Raw genomic sequence first — 19,457 nt, 5'->3', positions numbered from 1 at the left:
ACAGACTAAAACAGCTTATACTCATGCCACTTTACAAAAGCATTGCCGTAGATAATGAAACGCACATCCTAATTTGGAAAATTACCGAAAGTGAAAGTGAGCTTACCCAAGGGATTTCATTAGGAAAAAACTCTACTAACCGCATACAAGCAATGAAATCGGAAATGCACCGTAAAGCATATTTGAGTGTGCGCCATTTGCTGGCTATTGCTCAATATACAGATCAGGATTTAACCTACACTAAAGTTGGAAAACCTGAGTTGAGCGATGGTGTTTTTATATCCATTACGCACTCGCATCAATTTGCCGCAATTATTTTGAGCGCCAAACCAGTAGGAATTGACATTGAAAAACAACGCCCTAAAATTGAAAGTATAGCCAAAAAATTTATTTGTGACAAGGAGCGTGAATGGCTAAAATCAATGCAAAACGATGTGAAATTTTTAACCGTTATTTGGGGAGCTAAAGAGGCTATTTACAAAATTTATGGCCAGCAAGGCCTCAGTTTTAAACAACATATTGAAATTGCTCCTTTTAGTTCTGAACCACTTTTTACCCGTGCAAGTGTTCATTTTAATGAAGAAATTGACTTTTTTGATGTCTTTTATCTTGAATTTGAGGATTTCACATGTGTTTATACTTTCTGAAGCAAATGAGTACCTGTTTTTTGTTTTGAATACTTATATTGCACGCAGATATTAAATACCAACTACAGTGAAAATTACAGAAGCTGATATTAAACAAATCAAAAACAAAGGATTAACCGTTGAGCATGTAGCCCAACAAATTGAAATCTTTAAAAATGAAATTCCCTTTGTTACACTAAGAGAAGCCGCAAGGCTTAACAACGGAATTACTAGTTTTGATACTGGAGAATTATTAGAACTTTCTAAAATATACGACCGTCAAATCACAAAACTACATGTAGTTAAATTTGTACCTGCCTCGGGTGCCGCTACGCGTATGTTTAAGGAATTATTCAAATTTTTAGATAATTACGATTATACCAAGGAAAGTTTAAACTCCTACCTAAATCACGAAAAAGCAACTGCCATACGCTTGTTTTTAATTGGACTCGAAAAATTACCTTTTTATAAAATTGTTTTTGAAGCCACAAAAAAGAAACACCCGCGCTTTGATGATTATTCCGAAGGTGAACAGTTATATGCTTTTGTAAAAACAATGCTAAAAAATGGTGGCGGACTAAATTACGGCGGCTACCCAAAAGGATTATTGCCTTTTCATAAATATAAAAATACCATTACTACTGCCTTTGGCGAACATTTGCATGAAGCTGCAAGTTACACTGCCATCAACGGAAAGGCTGCCTTGCATTTTACAGTATCCAAAGAGCATCTTTTGGGCTTTAAAAATGAATTTGAACGTGTTCGGAAAATTGTGGAGCAAAAAACAAAAACCACTTTTGAAATTTCCTATTCCACCCAAAAAGAATTTACAGATACTGTTGCTGTGGATATGGAAAACAATCCCTTCCGTTTAGCCGACGGTTCTATTTTGTTTAGACCAGGCGGTCACGGAGCTTTAATTGAAAACCTAAACGATATTGATGGTGATTTGGTTTTTATTAAAAATATTGACAATGTAGTTGTACGTAAGTATCAGGATGAATTGACAATTTATAAAAAAGCCTTGGCGGGAAAATTATTAGCCATACAAAATCAAGTTTTTTCTATTTTAGAAACTATTGAAAAGGAAATCCCTGACGAGGAAGAACTATTAAATATCAGCACTTTTCTTACCGAGGAACTAAATATTGACATGCCAGTTGATTTTGAGAAATTTTCGGAAAAATACAAGCAAGAATATTTGTTAGAAGTTTTAGATAGACCAATCCGTGTATGTGGTATGGTACTGAATGAAGGAGAACCTGGTGGAGGACCTTTCTGGATTAAAAATGAACGTGGGCGTTCGGAATTACAAATTATTGAAAGTGCTCAAATTGACAAGCAAGATTCCCGACAACATAAAATTATGCAACAAGCCACTCACTTTAATCCAGTGGATTTAGTTTGCGGTATGAAAAATTACAAAGGCGAAAAATTTAATTTACTAAATTATGTAGATCCTAAATCAGGCTTTATTACCGCAAAATCCATCAATGGAAAGCAGATAAAAGCACTGGAATTACCCGGTTTGTGGAACGGAGCTATGGCTAAATGGATTAGTATTTTTATTGAAGTACCTTTAACCACATTTAACCCCGTAAAAACCGTAAATGACTTATTAAAATCGGCACATCAGGTGGAAATGTTTTAAATCGTGTTTCCTATTTTATCGTAATTTTAATTCCTTTTTGAAAATTAATTTGATGGATATTTATGCAATATGAATAACTTGTTCCGTTTTAATACCAATTCTGATTTTGAATCGCTCAACCAAAAATTAGGTTTTTTCTTGCACAACAAATGAAAATACAAGCGTAGCCCTAGCAATGGTGTGAAGCAGCAAGCAAAAAAACCATTTTACACGGGAAATTTAATTTCAGAAACGGTATAACTACAAAATGATGTAGATTTGAAGGGTATGCGAGGACTTTTTTTTGCTGTTTTTTTTAGGGCTATTTGGTGTTGGTTACGGCCAAATAGCTTCTGGAATTGTACAAAAACGGTTTCTAAAGGTATCTGATTCAATTCAATTGGATAGTTTAAGTATTCAAAAATTCGGGTTTAAACTTGTTGACAAAAATTTGAAGCCCATTGATACTACTAATTATAAAATAAACTTCGCGAAAGCGAAACTCTATTTAAATAGCAGGAGTATAAATACCGATTCTGTTCAGGTAACTTACTTTAGGTACCCAAATTTTGTGACTAAAAAATATCAAAATTTAGATCCATCTCTTATTATCCCTAAAAACAACAGGTCAAAAAAATTATACCAGCTTAACCAACCAAATTATAAAAGTTCATTTGAACTATTTAATGGGTTATCCACAAACGGAAGTATTTCCCGGGGGATTACAGTGGGCAACAACCAAAACTCGGTATTTAATTCGGAGCTGGATTTGCAAATTTCGGGTCAATTAAGCGAAGGAATTACCTTAAAAGCATCACTACAAGATTCCAATATCCCCATACAAGAAGGCGGTTACTCGCAAAGTATTGATGAATTTGATCAGATTTTTATTGAACTCACCGGAAAAAAATGGGGCATTCGCGCTGGAGATATTCAATTAACAAACACTCAAAGTGTATTTGCTACATTTTCAAAAAAATTACAAGGTTTATCGGTAAACGCTACTTTTAGTGGAGCTACAACCGAGACCACGGCTTACGCCTCAGGAGCATTGGTCCGCGGGCAATACAACCGTAGTGAAATTGACGGACAGGAAGGAAATCAAGGTCCCTACAAACTAATTGGACAAAATGGCGAGTTATTTGTGCTTATCATATCGGGCAGCGAGCGTGTTTATGTTAATGGACTGCTATTAAAACGTGGCGAAAACAATGATTATGTCATTGATTACAATGCTGGCGAGGTACGCTTTAATCCTACCTATCCCATTACTACCGATATGCGTATTATTGTGGAATACCAAACCTCGCAACGGAATTTTGCCCGTATTTTTGGGTTGGGTGGCGCTAAACTTACCTCTGAAAAACTAGCATTAGAAGCCTTTGTGTACTCGGAAAATGACCTTAAAAACCAAACACTCCAACAAGATTTAAGTAACGAACAAAAGCGCGTATTATCCGAAGCTGGTGATGAGCAAAGCTTAATGACCGCACCTTCAGCTGTACCTGACACCTTTGGCGAAAACAAAATTTTATACCGAAACATTGGTACGGAAGCCGCTCCCATTTACGAATTTCTGGATGACATCAACAACTTAAACGATCCCAATGAACCCCTTTTTCAAGTACGTTTTTCAAGAGTAATCCAAGGCTCGGGAGATTACCAATTAATTAACACCGCCGTGGCTAATCGTATTTTTGAATATATCCCACCTGTAAATGGAGTATCACAAGGTGATTTTGCACCTATAACCCAATTACAAGCTCCAAATAAATTACAAGTTGGTGTACTTATGGGAACCTACGCCCCTAACAAAAAAACGCTTTTAGATTTTGAGTTGGCAGCCAGTTCAAATGATCTAAATTTGTTTTCATCCATAAATGATGAAGCTAATAATGGCGGTGCAGCCCGATTTAAAATAAGTCAGCGTTTATTTGGAAAAGATTCCATTGGTTGGAATGCTAATGCCATTTCGAGTGTTCATTGGATACAAAAAAGCTACCGACCTATTGAACGACTGTACAATATTGAATTTAACAGGGATTGGAATTTAATTCCTGGGATTGATGATCAACTTTTAACCAGTATTGGCGTTCATTTTTTCCACCAAAAAACTGGAGGTATTAATTACGACTTTCAGCACTTAAATTTTGGTGAACAATACACTGGAAACCGACACATACTGGCTACCAATTTACGCTTAAAAAATTGGCAATTTGTGCAGCAGTCAAGTGCCTTAAATAGCTCCAGTACCAACTTAAAAAGTACATTTTTACGCAGCAATACTGGTATTTATTATACGCAACAAAAATTTTGGAACGGAGGTAAATGGGGCGTTGAAAACAATCAGGAAACTGATAAAATTGCAAATCAACTTACCAATAAAAGCCAACGCTACCAATCGTATGAGGTATTTACTGGTGTTGGAGACAGCACAAAGGTTTTTGCTAAAATTGGTTATCGTTATCGCGTAAACGATAGTATACAAAATAGGCAATTGCAACGGGTAAGCACTGCAAATACTGCTTATTTAAACTCACAACTGATTAGTAACTCCAAAACACGATTGTCACTTTTTGTAAATTATCGGGTACAAAATGACTTTAGAGAAACTGAAACCGACAAAAACTTAAATTCGCGCCTGCTTTACCGCCAAAAGCTTTGGAAAAATAAAATTTTATGGAATACTACAATTGAAACACAAAGCGGCACCTTACCACGTCAGGATTTCACTTACGTAGAAGTGGAAGCTGGACGGGGATTATATACTTGGAATGATTATAATAACGATGGTATTCAGGATTTACTGGAATTTGAATTGAGTCCATTCCCTGATCAGGCAACATTTATTAGGGTACTTTTACCACGACAGGTATTTATAAAAACGTTTCAAAATCGACTAAGCCAGCAGCTGACTTTAAATTTTTCCAACTGGAACACATCAAAAATTCCTTGGCAACGTTTGGCTTCTCATTTTTACAACCAAACCTCATTAGTCATTGACCGAAGAACCCTAAGAGATAGCAACAACCTCAATTTTAATATTTTTAAAGATCGTGAGGATGACTTAGGCTTAAATTCCAACATTAGGAATTCCCTGTTTTTTAATAGAGGAAAGCAGTATTACACCAGCAATTACACCTATTTAAACACCACTGCCAATAACGTATTGATCACGGGAAACCAAACCAATGAAACCACCTCGCACAGCTTTAATTTTATGCATAAAATTAAAGAAAGCTGGCTTTTTGATGCTCAATTTATTGCAAGTAATCAAAAAAGTGAAGTGGACAATGCCCTTGACAGAAATTACACCTTGCAAGCCAATGAATTTACACCAAAGGTTTCCTATTTATTTTCGGGACAATCTAGCGTTTCTATCGCATATACTTTGGCTAATAAGGAAAATAAGGATTTTGGTACGGAGCAACTGAACCAACGGCAAGTTACTGCCGCCTTCCGTTTAGGAAATCAGCAAAACGCTACCCTAACCGGGTCCTTTGATTGGTTTGAAAATGAATTTGAGGGCAACTCCTTTTCACCAGTAGCATTTCAATTACTAAATGGGCTACAACCAGGTACCAATTTTACCTGGAACCTTATTGCACAAAAGAAAATCACCAAGTTTTTAGAACTCAACCTCAACTATTCAGGCCGTAAAACAGAAATTTCCAAAACCATACATAGCGGTAGTGTACAATTGCGAGCGTTTTTTTGAGAAAAGTATTGATGATTTACACTTAGAGCGTTTTTTTGAGAAAAGTATTGATGATTTACACTTAAGTAAAGAGAGACCATATAAAGCAGTCTCTCTTACTTATAATAATTATATGACCACAGAAATTCCCTTCATCAAATCCATAAAAACTGCTCTCTTCTTAATTTTATTTTTTATTCTGAATCATCTGATTACGAACATGAAAAAATGAACACTACTATCAAAAAAACGACAGAATTACCATGTATTAATTTATTTATTAATTCCTTAGTCTTCGAAAAATAAAAATTTAATAATTCAATCCTATAAAAAATCCTCATCACTCAAGGTTTTTATAAAAGCGACTAAATCCTTTTGTTCCGATTTTGTTAAATTCAAATTATCAAATGGAAGTGTTTGATTTGGTAAGTTAATGCCAATTCCCTTTCCTCCTCCTCTGTTATAAAAATCCACCACTTCTTCAAGGGTATTATACACTCCATTGTGCATATAGGGTGCTGTTAAAGCGGCGTTCCGCACTGTTGGTGTTTTAAAAAAGTGTTTACGTTCAGGTGTATTAAACAAATAATACCTTCCTAAATCGGCGGCTATTTTTGCATTCATAGTATCATTTTTAACAGGAACTCCTATAGCTTCCAGCTCAGTGTCAGATAAATTTGGTGGAACTGTTCCATTAAATACTGGTGCAAAATGGCATGTGGCACATAGTGCTTTTCCCATAAATAAGTTAAATCCGTTTTTTTCGGAAGCGGTTAATGTATTCTCTTCCCCCCTTATGTTTCGATCAAATTTTGAATTGAATTTATTTAAAGTTTTAATATAAGAAGCCATAGTATGACGAATATTCATGTCAGTTGCTCCTCTTGTGTATAAAGTATCAAATGCTTTATTATAATATGAATCTTCAGTGACTACCTTTACTAGGTGTTCCAGGCTTGTATTAAACTCCCCGTGATTTTTTACTACCCCTACAATTTGCCCCTCTAAACTACCTGCTCGTGCGTCATAGAAATAAGCTTTCTGTAATGCTGAATAAGTAATTGTTGGTGTATTCCTCTTTTGATTTTTACTAAATGTTTTTTTACCATCTGTAAATGCCTTTTTTTGGATATGACAAGTAGCACAAGCCATATCATTATTTAGTGACAACCTTTTATCATTAAATAATTTTTTTCCTATTGCTACTTTTGTTTCTAAATTATTAGCTTCAAGCCTGTAGTCTGAAAAAAACTTCATGTTAAATGCATCTTCAGAAAATAAATGTGATGCGGTATGATTTAAAGCTAAAGTAACATTGAAATTAACCTCCCAATCCTTTTGAGTCTTATTCATCAATACCAACTGCTTATTTAAATGATTCTTTATAAATGAAAAGCGATCAAAAGTATCATAATCATGATCCAAAGATTGAGTTATTGCTTCAATTTCCTTTTTCCATTCATGAAGAAGATTTTTTTCAGAAAAATTTGATTCGTAAATATCTAAAATATTAATAATTTCCTTGTAAGTCCAAGCAGACTCACTTAAGGATTGTGCTAAAACTGGAGAATCAAATCCTGTAATTCCTGCTGTAGCAATTCTTACAATTTGATTTCTAATTATCCATAAAATATGATAGTCTTTTAACCTTAATTTTGTGTTATTATAAAGTAGTTTTAAACGATTAGACGTTTTTCTTGTAACTATTTTTAATTGTTCTAGGTCTTTTTTTTCTTCAAATAACAACTCCTCTATTACCTGAAAACCAATTGGGTCAATAATTTTGATATCAGTAGCATCTTCCTCTAATACCTTTAATAGATTAGGTGCATTTAAAGATGCGTAATTATTTTTATCAATAAATGACAAAATTGGTTCAGCACGTTTAAAATACGCTCTTGCTAACTTGTACTGATCTACCATTTTTTCAGGATTTTTTTCTTCCTGCATCTTTTCTAAATACTCAAAAGAGTTTTTCAAATGCTCCTTATAAGTACTTTCTAGTTGTTTTAATGGTGTTACTACAAACGCTTCTAAATTTTCATCATTTTGTGGTTTTTTTTTGCAACCTACAAAAGCAAACAAAAGACACACACTCAAAGTGTATGTCTTTTGTTTAAAAAGATTATATAGTTTCATTTACTATGTGGTTATTACTATCTTTCTAATCCTTCAACTAAGTATAACATTGATCCTTCTTTTCTTGAATTTGCTACATCTGCATTGGCAGTAGGGTCTGTAAATGCTGATCCATCTGCAGGTTCCCATCCGTGATTTTGAGTGATTAATAAGAATTGACTTTTGTCTGATCCAGTAATATCAGTAACATCAATCATACCTGTAAGTTCCCAATATCTAGATGTATTACCAATACCTAAATTAGAAGCTTTTTCTTGATCACATTCCAATACTGTTTTAAGCTCACCAGAACTTAAATTATACTGATATACTTTAGCAAAACCTACTATATCATCATTAACATCAGCGTAACCATTTGGATCTTCCTGAATATAGGCATAGTTTTCAGTTACTAAAATATTATCTGGTGAATGAAACCCATCTGCAATACCATCAACCTTATCCCCGTCTAAAACACATGTAATTTTAGCAGGGCCTGTTGGATCTGTTTCATCCAATACTACCTTATAAACCCTTCCTAAAATAGTTCCCTTACCTACTAAACTTTCTGTATTACGACCTGTAACAGCAAAATAAAGTTCTCTTTGGTTTTCTGCAGTTCCTCTTCTCCAGTCGATATCCTCAACTCGCGAAAATCCCATAGCACCTTTATCCATAGCTTCTTGGTTTAACGCAGTGATTTCTGTTTCTGTCATTTCTACAAATTCTGCAGTATATTCCTCTCCTTCAACCATATCAACTTCATTAACAATTCCATCAGCAGAAACTTTTAAGGTATATAATTTACCTCCTTCTAAATCTCCTCTATTTCCTACGTACATTCCTAAATGTCCTTGTGGCACAGAATTATCAGATTGATCATCTCCAATAAAAGCAACGGTTTGAGTTGGATAAGCATCCTTTCCTATTACTACAGCATTTTCAGTAGACCATTGTCCGAAAGCTGTTAACATTTTTGCAGTACCTGCTTCAGATGCATTTCTGTATGGATCAGTAATAAAAACACCTTTGGATGATCCTCCCCATTCACCTCCAGAAAGATACATTGGTCCAAAGCCGTGTTCTTCCATTGTAATCATAGATCCAGAGCACTGAGCCGTGTTTGCAGTTGCCTCGGCATTCAATATATAATCCCCAAATACAGGTTTTAAATTTTCATCTAACTTAATGCGAGCAATTGAAAAATCAGCTTCAATATTATTTATAAAAGTATACGTCCCATCTTCCTCTTTCAATAAACCAGCACCATCAGCCATAGATCCATAAACAAAATTTGGCGATGCAGCTAATATAGTTTCTGATGAAAGTAACGGAGTAACCTTAACGCTTCTTGCAAAATCAGCACTTAACGCTAATAAATTGGGAACCGTGTTTGCTTTATCCAACAAACTCTCGATTAAACTCATTAACGCTTTCACTTCTTTTTCAGATGCTTCATTTTTTGCTGCTAACTCCTCAATGATTGCATTTGCTTCTTCTAATTCTTCAGTTGATTTTTGCGATAATTCAGCTAACGCTTTTTCTGCTTCTTCAATCTCGGCTGCTGTCGCATCGCCTTTCATAATTAATTCTTCAATCCTTGCTTTCAAAGCATCAATTTCTTCTGGCGAGATATCTTGTCCATCTTCTCCTGCATCACCTTTAGGTCCTTGCTCCCCTTGTGCTCCGTTTATTCCATCTTTCCCATCCTCAACCTCACAGCTCGAAATGGATGCCACTAATGCCGCAGATGCAAATAGTCTTAAAAATAATTTTGAATAATACATTTTACTTAAGTTTAATTATCATTGGTTTGATACCAAAATTAAAATCAAATACTTTTTTTTGTATTAGAAAAATACTGTCAAATAATTACCATAGTGTTGCTAAATTGTTACTTGTTGCTTGTAAATATTAAGCCACTATTGCTTTAAGGAAAACAAAAGGCTACCGGTACTAAATTAAAAACAATAAGATTTTGAAAAACAGGATTTTATATAATTACTAATCATCAGATTAGCTGTTCAAAAAGCTTAACATGAGTATACCAAAACCTACATGTATTTGCCGAATTAAAATGCGCCTGTAGAAATTTTACGTCAATATAAAAAGAACCATTTAACAGGTTATTAAATGTTAGGAACGCTTTACAACCCCTGCCAAAATTAAAATATCCTTTTATTTTTCGGGTAATAATTTGATTTGGCGCTATATTTGCGCTGTTATTAGAAAATAATACAATTAAAATGAAGCAAATGACATCACATATCGGATCGGACAATGTCCGAATTGAGTTTTCATTAAGTGACTTGTACTTAAATGAGATTTGCTTTGTACCGTCTAGCTTAGGACGTAAAACACGAGGATCAAAGCAATTCTCAGTATAGTACTAACTATATGTATTTACTGCATACTGTTGCTCCTTGATCGCTTAAATAATAACACACCCGATTTGCAATTTTCTTTTTTAAAAGCATTTCTTCGGCAATTAATTCTTGAATAACTTGAACTAAGTATTTGCGTTTTTCCAACAGTAACCTTTTTTGAATATCCGAAATTGTCAATCCTTCGGTGTTTGTAAACAGCAATTGAACTACAAAAACTTTTATAAATGATTGCGCTAATCCTGAAGCCATACCTACAGACTTTTTGTTTGCAAATTTTTGATTTTCAGTAGACTCTAATGCTCTTTTAACCTCCTGAGTTACTTTTAAAAAAAATGCATCTTTTTCAGCAACGTTCATACCCACTACTGGTTGCGTAGGCGGATTTAAGCTTTGCAGCTTAGCAATTGGCGCTATATTGGTAAACATGCAATGACTAATTATGATTGAAAAAATTTTAGCTCCTTTTTTTTCTGCAATAGCTAATAATGCTGGTAGTTCTTCATTAGTTATAAAATCAGAAGCTATAAAATTTGCACTCACCATAAGTATTCCAATACTGGTTTTTGCTATAGCTTCATAAATTTCTTTTCGCCAATCATCCCCAGCCTCAATTTTAGAATCTTCCCATATTTCAAAATCATATTCGCGTTCCAAATAACTTAAATGTACCCGCAAGGCTTCCAAAAAATGAATATCCTTTTTACTGTAACTTATAAAAACACTGTTACTCACTTTGATTTTTTATAAAATTTGAATGTAAAACCATCCCTAACAACTTAGTACTGCGTGGTTGGAATTAAAATTTGCGTTAATTTTCTTCTTAAAAAAACATAAGACTCAATGATGGATTCAATTTCTTTCTTTTTTTCAGCCGCTATTTTAAATTTCAACCTATTTTGCAACATAATAATTAAAAAATCAATATGCCCCAAGGTATTTTCTGCTTTCCTGACTGATCCTCCTTTGGACCAATTCATATCATAAATAGCCACCAATTTAGTCAAGCATCTTTTCCTTTTTAAATCTGTAGTAATATTTAAAAGTTTGTGAATTTCAATAGCCGCAGGGAATATTTGATACCAGAAAGAGCGAGAAGCGTCCGGAGCATTTTCAAATTCGGTTTCCAGTTGTTTTATTCTTTTTTCGGCACTAGCCAACCACGTTTTTCTTGTGCCGTCATATAATTTATAAATAGTTTCTAAAGTTGCCCAGTTTAAAATAGCATAATAATCTTGCTGTTGCTCCGTAACAAACAAGCTTGCTTTATGATAAGCTTCAATAGCTTTTAACAAGCATTCTTTAATAAAATCAAGTTGCGTAGCCACGGTAAAATCACCCTTACCGCTTTTTAAATATGCATCAACATTAAAATTTACCATGCATTTACGCTTAAAATGCCCTCCTTTAACTCCAAATCGCCTACTATTTTCACCTAAACTGATTAAATTATCGATAATTTGTTCCGATTTTAAAATGACAGTACAGGCTTGCTTTTTTTTGTTGTTTGTAAGTTGATCAGGATTTTTAAGTTGTTTTACTGAAATTTTAGTTTGGATATTGGCCATACGCAACATGCTTTCAAGACTGGTATTACCATCAATAAGATCGCCCAACTTACCAAAATACTCCATGGCATTTTCGTATAAATTCAATTCGTAATAACAGTTGGCAATAGCCTCAACAATTTTTGATTTTCCAAACCATTTTTGAGGAATTTGACTAATAATACTACTCAGTTGTTCGCTCAAATTTTTCCGATCCCTGCTGGACGCGGGTTCCGCCTGACTGGTTAAGTTATCAACATCCACAATAACTTCCAAAGGATCAACGTAAGTGATTTTTTCTTTTATATTGATACGCAAATCGTCAGTAAGCCTATAAAAAGGATCGCCATAACATTGGTAAGCCGCCCATGTATTGCTGGATGGATACGTATTATAGGTAGACAAGCGCGCATTTTGCACGGCCTGCCCAAAAGTTTCGCCATGTAAAAGCGAATTGTATAGGACTTCTGCAAAATGTTTTGCAGCACCATCATCAACCGCCCAGCCTGCTGCCACTACTGCTTTGACACCTTTTTGAATAAATTGTGTCCCCACATTAGCCGCTAATTTGTTAAACTCCAGGGTTATTGCTTCTGTTTTACCTAAATAACAACAATTGATAAAAGCAAATTCAGGGGTTTTTGGCAAGGCATCTATTTCCATAGCGGTAATTAAAATACCATTATCCAATACTACGCCTGTTTCTGCCGGTTTATTTCCTATAATTCCATGACCTGCAAAATGTATGATTTTGTAATTGATGCCTCCGAGTAGTTTATTGATGATACCTACTCCATCCTCAGCTATTGATTTTTCGACATGAAATGACTGTTTTTGAAAAATTTCAGCCACGCTATGAGCTTCATCCTCGGCACCTGGTAATGATGAAATTGGATTTTTAGGATTGCCCACCACCAAAACATTATTTTCAACAGCTGCATTTACGGATGCGTAATTTTTTGTTACCAATTGCCTGATAAATCCAATTTGAGTAACCAAAGGCTTATTACTTTTTGCGTTGGGCAAATGCAATATTTCCCAAGGATATTGCGCTGAATTTTCATCTAAAATGAATAAAATATTCTTATTATCAGTAGTATAATCCTTAAAATTATTTGGAATTAACAGGTTAAAAAGTGTGCGTGCTTTTTCTTCATTCCACTCGTTATTTTGTACTGACGATGCAATTAGTTTATCAATCAAAATACGCTGAGTGGGTTTTATTTCTTCTTCGGCCCTAGCCTTATCCGTAAGGGAAACAAATTTTAAAGGAGCGTTAGTGCACTCAGTAGGGTTAGCAATTCCTTGTTTAGCACCTTCAATTTTTAAACGGTGCCACCATACCGAAGATTGATCGCCGGGAATGCGTTTGCGCCTTCCTGAAAGCTTTTTAATGTAAGGATCATCTATTTGCACATGCTCCACAAAAGCAGGTTCCTTTTTTAATTTAATTAATTCGTGCATGGCGTGTATTGCCCTGTCCTCATAAATTTCAATAAATTCTACATGTCCAATGCATTGTATACTTTGGTCATTCATTGTCGTTAATTTTTTATTGGCGGCAATGACTCCATTTAATATAGCTCGCATGGAATTTTTAACCGGCAATCCACTGTAATCACTACCAATTAATAACACGCTAATCCCTATATGGCTCATGTTATCTTTGGACTGGTAATTTTTATTAGCATAAGTAACCGCGTAATTCAGCATACCATTAGTGACACTTTTAGTCAAATTTCCCTCGTTTAACACTCCGTACTCACCCAATCCTATAACAACCGCTCCCTGGAACAGAGTGGGCGATTCATTAAACATAACTAAAGAGGTTTCCAACAATCCTGGATATACGTTGACTGCTTTATTTTTGGACAAACGGTAATTCATATAATAATCTACCACACTTTCGGCACTTACTATAGGATCGTTGATATGATGCCCAACTGCCACAGGATATTTTGCATTCCCCAAATCGCCGTGACTGATTTCAATAGCAATCATAGTATTAGGTTCCTCCACATCAGGAAAATGATGGATTCCCATAATTACCTTTTCTAACGCAAGTTGATCCGTAATCATTAAAGCATCTTCATTAGGCATTATCATATCGTTTTGCTCACCACGGACTACAATAGGACTTTGCGACAATAAATTTGTTGTTCCTGATTCCAGCAATTCCATTAAAGCAGGGAAATGTTTCTTTTCGTCACACATTTTACCGTGGGTCACATTCATGTACCAAGTCGCATTTTGTAAGGTGTCGGGTATCCCAGTTGCCCAGGTTACACTGCCATCCCCTTGACTTGTTGCCATAAGTTGGGCGCCATCCTTAGTAAAATCTAATTTATGGGGTGTAAAACGATCCTTTCCGGCAACATAAAGTAAAGCTTCTCCTTTTAAGGGTTTTTGTTTTATCAGCTCATGAATTTCAATTGATTTTGACAACAATGCCTCCGAAGGCTTCGCAAAATCAGTTTCGGTAGTATTTAGTTTGTCCCATACTTCAGTTTCAAAATAGGCATGTTCCGCATCAATCGGTAACAATTCTAACAACCCTTGGTAATCTTTAATGATATCCAGCATCTTTTTGGCTGAATTTTTCAAATCCATACGGTGCAGAATTTTGAAAGGCTTGTTCTTTTTCAAAAATAACGAAGGAATCATGTGCGATCCCTTTAAAGGTGAGCCTAAAAAAAGTACTCTTGCCCCTTTTCTGCTGACAAGCTCCTCCCACAATTCTTCATATTCAGGCAAACTATATAGTGCATGAATTACTAGTCCTCCCATAGAATGTGCCACAATACGAATAGGCTGCGAGGTGGTTTCCAATCTTATTTTTAAATCCGCTGCCAGTAAATGTGCTGCCTCAATAGTGGACTTTCGCCAATCAAACGGAAAGGGGATCACATTATTCTTTTTACGTAACTCCTTTAAAAAGCTCCTGTAAGCCGACCCCATTAATCCGTAGGCTTCCACATTTTTGGCAGTACTTTTAATGCGTTCCATTCCGCCAGTGACCAAACTCAATGGGTTCACCCAAATACGATCGCCTTTTACCCGTAATTTACTCCCCATTATACCTGGAACAACATATACAATGGGTTTGTTGTTATTAAAAGTAACCTCACTTGAAACGGCATCAAGCACGCCACGTACGCCACTTGCTTCAAAGGATACGGCGGTTTCTTGGGTTAGTTTTTTAAAATCAGCCGTGTCCCCTAATAAAGCCGAAGCAATATAACCCTGCGAAGATTTATTATAAAAGTACTTAAAATGACTAATATCCTTATTACTATTAAAAGTATAGTACATTGTTTGCCTGGTAGCTCCACCAAACATTGAAGCTGTATTGACTACAAAATCGTGCTCTGTTCTAAAAAAAACGTCGGCCAGCAGTACGGATAACGAATGAAAAATACCGTGATATTTAACATCGCCTGAAATAACATACAATTCCGAATTTACAGTTAGTGAGGCATTGTTTAGCACCCTAATTAAAGGAGACTCTGGCATCATGGACTCCAACCCTGGAAGAATATTGATATTTTCTTTATTTTTAACAAAGGCAATTAAAAAAGACTTTATGTAGCCGTAAATTGAATTTCCCATTAACCCAGGAATAAGGCCTATTAAATTGAGCAGTACCGTAAAATAGTCATCCAATCTTTTGGATGCCAATGTAGTCCCCGAAACTGGACAAGCTACCCGCACAAACTTACCAACACTTATGTTTTTTGTACTCATTAATGCATTAATACGTTCGGCATGTTTTAAATCCTCGGTACGGTCCATTGATTTTAAAAAATCCAGTTCAATGGGTGAAAAAACCTGATTTGTTGCTGAGCTATACCGTGCCAGGATTTCGCCAATTAAACCGCCCCGGGAATGTGAAATGATATCTAGTTTGCAGTTTTGGGGCAAGCTTTCCAACAAATGCACTGCATTTTCAAGCGGACTTTTTGAAAGCGTTTTATGCTCGTATGTAATAATTTGCTTCTTGTATTTTTCCTTTAATTTGATCCATGCCTGAGAAGGTGAACCTTCGTTTAGAAAACTACCAAAACTACCTGCTGCATTTAAAGCCGTACCGTGCAACAACAATAAAACAGGCTGATTACTTTTTAACCCCAGTACGGGTCCTTCAATTAAATTAGGATTGTTAAAGCAATAAAAAAGCCCCTCAGTAGAAATTAGTTTTGTTTCAATATTTTTTGTGAGCACCAACGCCGACAACTTAGCCACTTGCTCTTCTACTGAAATGATTTTTAGATATTTCAGTATATTTTTAATAATACCACGCGACTGCCTTTTTTCGTCAATATAATTTGGAATATGAATGGCATCAATTGGCTTCCCATTTTTGGTGCTTCGGGTTTTTCTACCCGGGAATTCTTCATTAATTTGATCTGGCGTCATTATTCGAATAAATCCGTTTTCAAACTCCATTTCAATAAGATCATTAGCCGCTACTTCAACAATTTGTTCAAGCGATTTATTTCGGTTAACCGCAATTTGATATGCCTCTTTGACTGTCGTTTGTAAAAATAATGATGCACTGCTTTCCTGCAAAGGAATATCTTGTGCTTTGCCATGGAAGATTATTTTTTGCGGCGTAGTCATAATAAGCTCAGGTTTAATTTAACACAGTATAAAAATGCAATTATTTTTTTCAAATGACTCGTTTTTGAATCAAGTTGACATAGATAGACCTCAACTTTAAAATTTAGGCTTTGTAGGAAAATCACTGTAGCAAATAAATTTTTAAAATTTTAAAAATCAATTGATTGTGTGCAATTTTACAATTAAAAAAACTTATTTTTAAGCATTTAACATTACTTTCATTCACAGAAGTTTATTCCTACTAATAAAAGGTTAAATAACCGTTCAAGCTTTAATTTATATAATACTTACCAAAAAATAAGTAGCAACAAAAAAATTAATTAGGCTGCTTTTTAAAAAAAATATGTTTTTGAGTTCTTCTATTCATTAATTTTGAACTCAATAGAAATACACTAGTATTTTAAACTACCCCCCTTGTTTAAATAATTAGTTTCTCAAAGAGCTACTATTTTTTTGAAAAGTCATTTTTCGAGCTGGGAAACGTATGCCCCATTTGAACCACTCCTAAACTACTTTTTAAAACCATAACTAGCTCAAAAAATTAATAATAATTTAAAAACTAAAACACCTAAATGAACACTACATTAAAAAAGTTATTTATTACTTCGTCAACTGCTTCCAGTTTTTTTATTTCCTAAAATCCGCAGCTAATTTTTTTGTTGTTAGTTTAAGTTATTAATAGCTTTATTTTCGCTAATTTTTAGATTACAAGCGAGATTTTTAAGGGTTATTTTATTTTGGTAAATAAAAACATTTGTCAATTCTTATTTTAGGAATTCCGTAAGCAAAATAATAGCTATCTATTTTTTTATTTTTCAACAATCTCATTTTTAGTTATTTAAATAATTGAATAAAGCGTAGTTATCCCAAGATTGTTCTTGTGAATTAAGTTTTTCATTACAATAAGAGGTGATATTGTTTATTAGTAAATAGTTTTAAGACCTCTTGCCTTGCGCGTTTTATCCATTTTGATGGTACAACCATAAAACGATAGATAACCTTTTTTAATCGGAAGTTGGGCTTAATAAAATCTACTTTTTTACTAATGTAGTCTGTCAAAAATTGAAACATATTTCTGCATATTGCCGTTAGTATCAAAAAGACGGTGTTTTGTTCCCAAAAAGAGAAGGGCATTTTCTTCCAATGAAAATCATTGTTCACCCGGTCAAATACACGTTCACTTTCTCCGCGAGCATTATAAAACTCAATAACCTCAAAATCCGTCATTTCGGTTTCATTGGTCATTATAGCTCTGTATTTAAAATCATCTCCAGTGAATAAATCGCCTTGTGTAGTTGCTTTTTTTTCTCTACTTATAACATATCTGTAGGTCTTTTTTTCTCCGAAAGGGGCGTATTGTATTGATGCAATTTGATAGTTCTTGAAGCCAATTTCAACATCCTGCCATTGGGTTATTTCTTTTATAGTGCCGTAAAGACTGGTGCAACGCTGCACTCGAATAAAGAAATACTCACTATTAGCTTCAACTACAGGAATAACGGTTTTAACAAATGAGCCACAATCCATACGGCTATATTTGGGTTTTATTCCAAATTTTTTAAGAGTATTGTAGGCGCGTTGAAGGGTTTGGTCTTGCTTGTATTTGACATTACTATTTCCATTTCTGTTCTCAATATAAACAGGGTTCTTCCCAATGGTGGCACTTCCTGGAAAGTATCCATAGACTTTTTTGTAACTGCGTTTTGAATCGTATGTAGATGTGGGTATAAATTGATTGTCGTAATCAAAAATATAGTATTGATTTTTAGGGGAACGTTGTTTGCAGTGAATTAAAAGTTCAATCATCAGTTCATTTAACTTCATAATGATATTGAAATCGTGTTGAACTGCAGTTGAGGAAATATAGGTTTGTTTGGTGGTCTCTAATTCTTTTTGCATTCGCAATAGCGTATCTGCTGAACAAACCGAAAAATCTTTTACTTGTTCTAATTCTCTGCGAAAATGTTCTGTAATATCTTCGGCACATTCTCCTCCACAGAGGGTCAATAGAAAATAAGAACGTATTAAATCAGAATAACAATAAGTCGATTTTGAACTCCTCGAACCAAGTTTTTGGTCAATTAACTGATAGATAGAACTTTTACTAACAATATGATCAGCAAAATTTATTCCGCCAAATGAATTAATAGTTTCACTAGAATACGTAATTTTCATCCGCAACGATGTTTTCACCTAAATAGGTGAAAATATTTTAATCGGCAAAGCTTTGTGATCGTTATTTTACAAGGCTTGCCGATTATTTAACTTTTTTTGATGCGGATACTAGGTATTTCATGCGGATCGGATGATTCAGATGACAATGGAGGAGGCAATGCCAACTGCAATGCACCAGCACTTATTGACCAAGTAGCTCAAGGAAACTTTAGGGGTGCTGCGTTTACAGTACAAGGAGGTACCTACCGTTCGCAACAAGTAAATAGTACCGACAAATACTTTTGTCGTATACATATAAAAGAACAAACTGGAGGTAGTTGCGCTTTTCCTGAATTTGAAGGAACAAACGATGCTATTATCTTTTCATTACCCACATTAGAAATACAAACCATAACTTATACGGATTTGGATGTCACTAACAGTGATGCACTTGCTTCTCAATTGAGTTTTAATAGAATTGCTGAAGAAACATCTGTTGAATTATCATGTGGTACTTTAAATATAACCGAATTAGATTCTGAAACCAATCAACTAAAGGGCAATGTTACTGCTGAAGGAGTTGAAGGAAGTATCATCAACGGAAATTTTGTATTAGACTTGTGTGAATAACAAAAATAAATTCGGGGTTCTATTTGTTATTATAATTAAGCAACTTAGGAT

Annotated in this window: 9 protein-coding genes; 4 read left to right on the top strand and 5 right to left on the bottom strand. The window is 34.7% G+C overall.

Features of this window, described 5'->3' with window-relative positions:
- The first annotated feature begins 23 nt into the window (after positions 1 to 23).
- From GMC_RS0115845 to GMC_RS0115835, 3 genes are all read left to right on the top strand, one after another.
- Positions 24 to 647 (top strand): 4'-phosphopantetheinyl transferase family protein, encoded by a 624-nt coding sequence (locus GMC_RS0115845; RefSeq protein WP_010523071.1) that lies wholly within the window; start codon positions 24 to 26, stop codon positions 645 to 647.
- 67 nt (positions 648 to 714) lie between these two features.
- Positions 715 to 2,277 carry a DUF4301 family protein gene (locus GMC_RS0115840; RefSeq protein WP_010523070.1) on the top strand — a complete coding sequence of 521 codons (1,563 nt, stop codon included), beginning with the start codon at positions 715 to 717 and terminating at the stop codon, positions 2,275 to 2,277.
- A gap of 283 nt (positions 2,278 to 2,560) precedes the next feature.
- The gene (locus GMC_RS0115835; protein WP_010523069.1) at positions 2,561 to 5,974 is read left to right on the top strand and encodes a DUF8818 domain-containing protein; all 3,414 of its coding nucleotides are present in this window, start codon (positions 2,561 to 2,563) and stop codon (positions 5,972 to 5,974) included.
- A 303-nt stretch (positions 5,975 to 6,277) separates the two neighbouring features.
- Here the strand turns inward: GMC_RS0115835 and GMC_RS0115830 are convergent, their stop codons facing one another.
- The 5 genes from GMC_RS0115830 to GMC_RS0115810 all read right to left on the bottom strand — a co-directional run bounded on the left by GMC_RS0115830 (position 6,278) and on the right by GMC_RS0115810 (position 18,797).
- A complete protein-coding gene (locus GMC_RS0115830; protein ID WP_238528026.1) occupies positions 6,278 to 8,047 on the bottom strand; it encodes a cytochrome-c peroxidase in 1,770 nt (589 codons plus the stop codon).
- Positions 8,048 to 8,109: 62 nt separating this feature from the next.
- Positions 8,110 to 9,858, bottom strand: coding sequence for an alkaline phosphatase PhoX (locus GMC_RS0115825; RefSeq protein ID WP_010523067.1), 1,749 nt, complete (start codon positions 9,856 to 9,858; stop codon positions 8,110 to 8,112).
- Between the two features lie 606 nt (positions 9,859 to 10,464).
- On the bottom strand, positions 10,465 to 11,190 hold the full coding sequence (locus tag GMC_RS0115820) for a toll/interleukin-1 receptor domain-containing protein (protein WP_010523066.1): 726 nt from the start codon (positions 11,188 to 11,190) through the stop codon (positions 10,465 to 10,467).
- A 44-nt stretch (positions 11,191 to 11,234) separates the two neighbouring features.
- Positions 11,235 to 16,622 carry a CHAT domain-containing protein gene (locus GMC_RS0115815; protein ID WP_010523065.1) on the bottom strand — a complete coding sequence of 1,796 codons (5,388 nt, stop codon included), beginning with the start codon at positions 16,620 to 16,622 and terminating at the stop codon, positions 11,235 to 11,237.
- Positions 16,623 to 17,519: 897 nt separating this feature from the next.
- The gene (locus GMC_RS0115810; RefSeq protein WP_010523064.1) at positions 17,520 to 18,797 is read right to left on the bottom strand and encodes an IS1380 family transposase; all 1,278 of its coding nucleotides are present in this window, start codon (positions 18,795 to 18,797) and stop codon (positions 17,520 to 17,522) included.
- 99 nt (positions 18,798 to 18,896) lie between these two features.
- Between GMC_RS0115810 and GMC_RS0115805 the strand changes: the two genes are divergently transcribed.
- On the top strand, positions 18,897 to 19,406 hold the full coding sequence (locus tag GMC_RS0115805; protein ID WP_010523063.1) for a hypothetical protein: 510 nt from the start codon (positions 18,897 to 18,899) through the stop codon (positions 19,404 to 19,406).
- The last annotated feature ends 51 nt before the right edge of the window (positions 19,407 to 19,457 follow it).

The organism is Aquimarina agarivorans (genome assembly GCF_000218485.1).
Taxonomy (GTDB): Bacteria; Bacteroidota; Bacteroidia; order Flavobacteriales; family Flavobacteriaceae; genus Aquimarina; species Aquimarina agarivorans.
This window is presented reverse-complemented; position numbering and strand designations above follow the sequence as displayed.